Source organism: Rhodococcus maanshanensis NBRC 100610, assembly GCF_001894865.1.
GTDB lineage: Bacteria > Actinomycetota > Actinomycetes > Mycobacteriales > Mycobacteriaceae > Rhodococcus_G > Rhodococcus_G maanshanensis.
Map to the genome: position 1 here is coordinate 56,500 of NZ_BCXA01000041.1, position 7,932 is coordinate 64,431.

Genomic DNA, 7,932 nt, shown 5'->3' on the forward strand with positions numbered 1-7,932 from the left:
GCTCGCATTCGTTCCGGAACGAGGCGGCAAAGATGGTGGTGAATCGTCGAAGGCCGATCTCCGTGGTGGCGTGCGCCGTGATCTCCCTGGCGCTGGTCCTCACCTCGTGCTTCTCGAAGACGGGGGAGCCGGGGGTCAACGCAGGCCCCGAGGGCGCCCCAGCCGCGTACCGGGAGCCGGTGAAGCTGTCGAGCGAGGACGGCGTGCTCGAGGTGCGGTTGTCGGCGCACCAGGGCACGGTCGCCCTCGACACCGCCTCGGGGCCGGTCTCGAATTTCCTGCTGTTCGGGTACGAGGTCATCAGGGGGACGGCCTCGGACGGCGAGGCGAAGGGCGAGGACGTGTACCCGGCGCCGACGCTGCGGGTCGACCCGGGGGAGCGCCTGATCATCCACTACGACAACGACCTGCAGGGCCTGACGATCGAGGACTTCTACGATCCGGCCTTCACCCCCGCGGGCGGTCAGGTGCCGATCTACCCGCAGGCGCTGGCGTCGGCGCCGTTGAACCTGCACACCCACGGGCTGCACGTGAGCCCCGACGGCAACGCCGACAACGTGCTCCTCGACATCCCCGCCGGGATGGGTAACCGCTACGACTACGCGGTCCCGGAGGACATGCCGAACGGAATGTACTGGTACCACAGCCATCGCCACACCCTCACCGCGCAGCAGACGTATCTGGGGCTCGCGGGCATGCTGGAGATCGGGCGCCCGGACGGCAACCTACCGCTGGTGACGCAGAACGAGATCCCGGTCCGCGACATGGCGCTGCAGTACAACTTCGTCTTCGACCGCAAGGGCAGCGGACGGCAGCTGAACGACCCGGACTGGCCGCAGTACGTCAGCACGCTGACGCCTCCGAAGGGTTCGGAGCTGGCCGACGGCACGTACTCCCCGAGCCTGGCCCCGGTGAACTTCCCGGAGACGACGAAGGGCTCCCGGTACCTCACCAACTGGTACGCGGGGCCGCTGTCGCCCGCCAACCACCGCGGCCAGAACCAGTTCGTGCCGGGCAATCTGCAGACCTTCACCAGCGACACGGTGACCGTCCCTGCGGACCCGTCGCTGCCGGAGAACCAGCGGGACGTGCAGTTCACCATCAACGGGCAGTTCCAGCCGGAGCTCGACGTCGAACCCGGCCAGACCGAGATCTGGGTGCTGGCCAACATCAGCGACTTCGCCTACATGCCGATCCGGCTCACCGAGACGGCGACGGGAGAGCACCCGACGTTCGCGATCGTCGGGCAGGACGGCAACCCCTTCACCCGGGTGGAGCCGCCGGTCGGCGGCGACGGCACCCGGCTCGTCATCCCGCCCGGCTCGCGGTTCGCGATCGCGGTGACGATGCCGAAGACCGGCGACCTCGTCCTCGACATCCCGCCGTTGGAGGGCGCGAAGCCGGTGACCAATCCGGGCGTGCTCTACACCAACGACGGCTCCGAGAACCCGCAGGCGGTGCTGGGCACGGTGACCGTGGACCCGTCGGTGATCAGCTACGCCGACGGCTTCTTCACCTTCCCGACCCAGACGCTGCTGCGCGTGACGCCCGCGAGCGGGGAGGGGCGGACGACGGCGTTCACGCCCGGCCAGAACCTGGACGCCTACACCTCGTTCGTGGACACCTCGGTGATGACGCCCGACGTCAAGCGCACGCTGACGGTCTCGGGCGGGTTCGGCAACGAGAAGGCCTCGGGCAGCGATCCGAAGGCGTTCACGTACGAGTTCGATGCCAACACCTTCCCGAACATCCCCCTGCTCCAGCCGCGACTCAACTCGGTCGAGGAGTGGACGATCACCAACCTCAACAACGACGAGCACCCGATGCACATCCACGTCAACGACTTCCAGGTGATGGAGGTCGTGGATCCGGTTGCGGGGACCAGGACCGGCGTGCAGCCGTGGGGGATGGACAACGTCAACGTCCCAGCGCCGGTGACGGACGAGAACGAAAGCGCGCTCGAACCGGCGTCGGTGACGCTGCGCACGAAGTTCACCGAGTACACCGGCACCTTCGTGATCCACTGCCATCGCCTCAACCACGAGGACAACGGCCTGATGGCGCTCGTCAACGTGATCCCCGAGGCGTCGACGTACGCGGTGGCGGTACCCGGCTCGCCCGGCACACCCGCGACGGTGCGGGTCCACGACGGCAACGGTGACAGGGTGATCGCCGCCGTCACGCCGTTCCCGTCCTTCGAGGGCACCCCGACGGTGGCGATGGCCGACGTGAACGGCGACATGGTGCTCGACCTCGTCGTCGGTACCGGCCCGGGCACGGAGCCGGTGGTGGTGGCCTACGACGGCGCCGATCGCGCCGCGGGTCCGTTCAGCGCCGAGCTGACCCGGTTCACCCCGTTCGACAAGGGATTCCGCGGCGGGGTGACCGTCGCGGGCGCCGATATCGATGGAAACGCCTTGGCAGACAACATCATCGTGGGAACCGGCCCCGGCGTCGAGGCACAGGTGAAGGTGTTCTCCTCGACGCTGCCCGCCGCGAAGGGCGAGGCGCCGCAGGTGTACTCGACCTTCACGCCGTACCCGGGGTCCGAGGCCGGGGTCTCGGTCGCGACCGGGCTGGTGGACACCGCCTCGGGCCGGGCCAGCATCGTGACCGCGCCCGGCCGGGGGGAGGCGCCGCGGGTGAAGACCTTCCGGTACGACCTGTTCGAGCCGACCGCGGCCGCGGCGGCGTCGAGGGGCGGCCACGGCGGGCACGGCGGCGGCACGGGCGCGAACGGCGGCGGCACCGACGAGCCGAGGATGACGTCGGAGTTCCTGGCCTTCGACGAGGGCTATCGGGATGGCGTCTCGCTCGCGACCGGCTGGGTGGCAGGCGCCGAGGGCGGCGCGAAGAGCATCGTGACCGGCATGACCGGCGGGGCGGGCACGGTGCGCGTGTGGTCGAGCGGCTCACGGCTCGACGGCGAGCCCGCGATGTACCTCGAGAGTCCGGACCACCACTCGGGCCCAGTGGATTTCCGGCAGATCGCCTCCTTCGAGCCGTTCGCGGGCGGCGGGGTGCAGGTGGCAACCACCAGCACCACCGCGGGCGCGGATCTGCTCGTCAGCGGCGCGGGTGCGGCGGGATCCGAGGTCCGCAAGATCGGGCTGGGCCGGGCGGACCCGCAGTCGACGACGCTGACACCAGCGCCGCTTGGAGAACTCCCCCCGCTGCCTGCGGCAGGCGCGGTTCCGCTGGGCGGGCGGTGATGAGAGGCATCGTCATTGCAGTCTCGGGTCAACCGCAATACCCACATTGAGTCGCAGCAATCGGCAATCGACGCGATCTGGTGTGTCCACAGACAGCTCGCTTCGATGCTTCACACCTCGGGCGGGGGTAGCGCAGTGTGTGAAGCACGGAAGTACTTGACTGGTAGGGAGTTCCTGCCGTGCCGAGGGTCAATATCCGTCACACAAAGAGGCAGTCCGTAGGTGAGGACCAACGTGTTCCTAGTTTCGATCCTCGATCCCAGCCGTGATCATGGGGATTGCTGCTGCCACGCGGGTGTTCCGCGACTCGAAACTGGACCGGGCAGGTCCCAAGTGACGGCACCGTGGCGATTCCTCGATCGACTCATGACCGGGCCAAAGTGTTGATCGACCCGGCACCGCAGTCGCGGTCTGCGGTGGTTCCGCCGCGATCTGGCCGTGGGGCGCGCCCGAACGGACCTGTTGGGTCAACTGGCGCTGCTCCGACAGTGCTACGTCTTGTCACCGCCCCCTAGACGAGGACGGCGAGATCGCTGCCCGCGATTCGGGCTGACTTCACCCATGCACCGAGGTGATGTCGCGTCGGCGGGCGGTGACGTTCGATCCCGACTTGACCTTGCGAGGTTCTCATCAGTGTTCTCGTGGCCGAGGATCGCGGAGCTGGTGGTTGGCGTGGATCCTCCGCAGTGTGTACGTCCGTTTTGTGGGTGGAGTTGCGCCAACTCCTTGTACGAGTGTGCAGTCACCACCCGCCAACTGGAACGCCGCGTACAGTGGTCGCGTTCTACCACTCCATCCACGTCGACTCAGGCTGACCAGCGCAACGGTACTCCCATGTGGCGCATTCTGACCCTGACCAATGCCCGATGGCTGAGCCTTGCCTAAAGTGCAGACCGTGGGGTTTGTTGCGGTTATGGTTTCGCCATGGGAAAACCCTCATCGACCTCCGCCGCAGGTACTGCGTTGGGATACCTGGCCCAGGTCGAATATGCTCTGGCTGCGGCCGTCGAACTTGTACGAGATGCCCACCAGGACGCCTCCGTCAGTATTGAATTGCTGGACGACTTTGCAGTGCATGCTGATTCCACAATAGCGGGAGACATGTGGTATCAGTCAAAGCACACAGTCGACCCTTCGAAGAACATCTCAGATCTTGACGTGGAGTTCTGGAAAACGATCTCATTGTGGATTGATGCTTCACCGGAGTCCAATGTCTCGATGTTTTTGGTCACAAATGGGGGAGTCTCGGAGGGTTCCGGTATCGAGAAACTGATTCGTGGTTCCCGGGATCCCGTCAAGGCATCAGCGATGCTAGCCTCAGCCGTTGAAAAATCCAGATCAGACGACATCAAGAAGTACTCGAAGTCCTTTATGGAGATGAAGCCGTCGCGGCGGATTGAATTCTTTGAACAGGTGACTGTGATTGTCCATGCGCCCGGGGCTGATGAGATCGACGAAAAGATACGCCGCGGGCTGACGATCGCCTGCCGCCCCCAGCATCATCAGGCAGTGACAGAATGGTTGCGAGGATGGTGGCATGACCGTGTTCGGCAGCATCTTATGGACTTCTGGCGAGGCAAGTATGAACCGATTCCTGTTCAAGAAGTAATGGATAGGATATTTGCAATTCAGGACCGGTTGCGTTCGGATGATCTGCCAATCTTTGAGGACCGAGACATGGGCGTCGCGGAGACGGAACTAGATTTCGAAGACGCGGTTTTTGTGCAGCAGTTGAGATTGATTTCAGTGCATCGCAAGCGGATAGAGAATTGTATACTTGAGCACAACCGGGCGTATCAGCAGCGGTCATATTGGCAGCGTTTCTCCCTCCTTTCTGTCGGCGAATTAGAGCGCTATGAGAAGATCCTCAAGAATGAGTGGATGAGATATTTCCTTCCTCTTTCCGATGCCGATGAGGATGGGATCGACGAGAGCGAGCTTTGTAAGATCTATCGCAAGAATTTCGATGATCTCGACAAAAGTCCACTTCCCGCGATTAGGCCGTACGTATCGGAGCGGTTTGTTGCGAATGGGTCCTTGCATATCATGGCGGACCGCCTGGATATTGGTTGGCATCCAGACTATGTCGCCAGGCTTAGGGGTGTACTAGAGACGCCACTAGTTCGGAAGGGCGGTGCCGCGTGAATACGGCTCCTGTGAGCAACCGGGGTCTTGATTCTCAGGTGCCGATGGAGGAGCGGGCGCTATTCAACCCAGCGTTCATTGCGGTCCTGCTCCATCGTGCGGTGAGGTCGTGGGAGCGAGAGCGACCCGATGGGATGCACGTAATCTTATTGTTCCTAATCATTCCCATTGCGCTGCATAGCCCAACGCGAGCGAGACTTCCTCGCACCAAGAAATCGCCGATGATGGAGTGGATTCAAAGAAATCCGGACAGCATGGTCTACATTCCTTCCAATTCGGTTGCTCTCCAGAGGAAGATTGGCAGAGGCGTGGAGCTAGCGATTCGATCGGGGGTGTTGGTCTCGCGTGGTACAGCCATCGTTGGCGTAGGAGAGGTAAAGCGGAGGACGAAGAGCACCGTATTCACGGAGGATTTTGACCAATGTATCAAGGCTGCAGATTTTCTAGGTAAATGGTTTGCGCAGCAGAATGACTACGCAACGATTCTGGCCACATGGGGAGTGAGACCGTAGTGCAGATTGATTCTATTGTTCTCTACAGCAAGCTCGGCGATCGCCGTCAGATAGATTTTCGCTCAGGATCGCTAAACGTAATTACTGGATCTTCCCTGAAGGGGAAGTCTACCTTGATTCCAATAATTCGATACTTGCTGGGTTCGGGGTCTCCGCATACGCCCACGGGAGTTATCCGTAGGTCGGTCTCCTGGTTTGGACTGTCTGCACATGTCGGAGACACGCAATTCTACATCGCACGGCCAGCGCCACCGGCGGGTACTGAGACCAGTCAGGCGATGCTTCTTATCAACCCTGCCGGAATTCCGGAATACGATGAATTGTCAGTCAATGCGACAAGTGACGGCATTCGGGCGTACCTTGGCAATTTGATGGGAATAGAAGACAATGCCAATATTCCCAATGAGGGTCAAACCCGTCGTGCCTTGTCGGCAACTTTTGTTCATTCCCTGTATTACTGCTTTCAGGGGCAAGGTGAAATTGCCAATCCTGATATTCTTTTTCATCGGCAGAACCGGGACTTTCAGAAGCAAACCATTAAAGACACGCTACCTTACTTCATCGGTGCTCAAGGGTCGGCCGAGCTGAGGGCTCGCGAAGAGTTGCGTCAGTTGCGGCGGCAATTGAAGATTATGCAGCAGCGACTCGCCCAGTATGAGATCATTCAGGAGTCGGGATTAGCGAACATGCAGTCGCTGATCAGCCAGGCGAGATCCTATGGGATGCTCGCGGAGGGTTCGACACCCATGACCACCGACGCTGCGACCGCGGCACTCTCCGAGGTGTTAGATGCGAAATGGGACCTCACAGCGCCTCCATTGAATACAAGCGAGTATGAGCGACTGCTGGAGGAAGCGAGCCGGTTGCGCGATGAGATCGCGCAGAAAGACCAGCAAATCCGACGCCTGGATGAGTATGCCGAGGTGCGGAAATCCTACGCTGTCGAATTGGATCACCAGAGGTCCCGGCTCTCTTCGTTGCATCTGCTCCCTGACCTTAAATCTGAAGCGCAGCAATGCCCTGTTTGCGCTCAATCCTTGAATCCATCTGACACGAGTGTTCTGGACGAAGTCCAGCATTCCCTTGGGGAAATCGACATGCGCCTTCGTAATGTCGACAGAGAGGCTCCCCGTGTGGCAGAGAAGCGTGGCGAGCTCCGCGCGTCTGTGGAGGAGTCGAGGGCCGAATACCGGTCGACAGTCCGTGCGATTGACGAACTCGCAGAACTACAGAGACTGGAAGGACTCCGGTCCCGCGAGATTGAGATGAGGAGCTTCATAGCCGGACGCATCACGCAGTTTCTAGAACAAGCTGGTGCAGGTGAGGATGATGACTTAGAGGGGCTTCGCAGTAGCTGCGAATCTCTTCAGAGGCGTACCGATCGGTTGGCACAGCGTGTTGACGGCGATGCGGTTCGATCGAGAACCGACTCGCTTCTCCGTGTGGTTTCCAGAAGGATGGGCGAGTTTGCCGCCCAACTCGGTCTGGAACACGCTTCATCCGGGGTAAGGATTGATTCAGGCCGTCTCACAATCGTCGTCGTCGAGCCCTCAGGTCCTGCTTACATGGATGAACTGGAGATCGGGAGCGGAATGAACTGGGTGGGTTACCACCTGTGCGCCTATCTCGCGCTGCAAGAGTATTTTATCGAGAACAAAAGACCAGTGCCGACTTTCATTGTGTTCGATCAGCCAACGCAAGTGTTTTTTCCGGAGGATCCGCGTCATATCGGCGAGGTGGACGATCTTGAGAGCGATGACCGCGCCCGTGCAATGAGTCTCTTCAGGCTGATAGCAGAAGTTGTAGCGAGCCTTGATGGTGCACTTCAAGTGATTGTCCTCGACCACGCTGAATTCGAAGACGATTGGTTTCAGGATGCGGTTGTCGAACGGTGGAGGGGGAAGGACGCACTCATCCCACCTTCATGGGTTGAGAAGTTCGGCGATGAGGAGACATCCGACGACGTAATCGAGTGGTGAAGCGCTCGCGCATCGTGACCGGCATGACCGGCGGGGCAGGCACGGTGCGCGTGTGGTCGAGCGGCTCACGGCTCGACGGCGAGC

4 protein-coding genes are annotated in these 7,932 nt (G+C 61.4%); all 4 read left to right on the forward strand.

The window, feature by feature from the left end:
• Nucleotides 1-32 precede the first annotated feature (32 nt).
• The 4 genes from RM1_RS19465 (at nucleotide 33) to RM1_RS19475 (ending at nucleotide 7,848) form a co-directional block, all read left to right on the forward strand.
• Nucleotides 33-3,212 carry a multicopper oxidase family protein gene (locus tag RM1_RS19465; protein WP_072753366.1) on the forward strand — a complete coding sequence of 1,060 codons (3,180 nt, stop codon included), beginning with the start codon at nucleotides 33-35 and terminating at the stop codon, nucleotides 3,210-3,212.
• Between the two features lie 924 nt (nucleotides 3,213-4,136).
• Complete coding sequence (locus tag RM1_RS26230; protein WP_143069482.1) at nucleotides 4,137-5,357, forward strand: ABC-three component system protein; 1,221 nt, start codon at nucleotides 4,137-4,139, stop codon at nucleotides 5,355-5,357.
• Nucleotides 5,358-5,401: 44 nt separating this feature from the next.
• Nucleotides 5,402-5,869 carry a three component ABC system middle component gene (locus tag RM1_RS27205; protein ID WP_369693546.1) on the forward strand — a complete coding sequence of 156 codons (468 nt, stop codon included), beginning with the start codon at nucleotides 5,402-5,404 and terminating at the stop codon, nucleotides 5,867-5,869.
• A gap of 278 nt (nucleotides 5,870-6,147) precedes the next feature.
• Entirely contained in the window at nucleotides 6,148-7,848 is a 1,701-nt protein-coding gene (locus tag RM1_RS19475; protein ID WP_169922352.1) for a DUF3732 domain-containing protein, read from the forward strand.
• The last annotated feature ends 84 nt before the right edge of the window (nucleotides 7,849-7,932 follow it).

Coding starts and splice junctions, on each gene's coding strand:
- RM1_RS26230 (WP_143069482.1), top strand. CDS start 4,137: ATGGGAAAACCCTCATCGACCTCCGCCGCAGGTACTGCGTTGGGATAC.
- RM1_RS19475 (WP_169922352.1), top strand. CDS start 6,148: ATGCTTCTTATCAACCCTGCCGGAATTCCGGAATACGATGAATTGTCA.
- RM1_RS19465 (WP_072753366.1), top strand. CDS start 33: ATGGTGGTGAATCGTCGAAGGCCGATCTCCGTGGTGGCGTGCGCCGTG.
- RM1_RS27205 (WP_369693546.1), top strand. CDS start 5,402: ATGGAGGAGCGGGCGCTATTCAACCCAGCGTTCATTGCGGTCCTGCTC.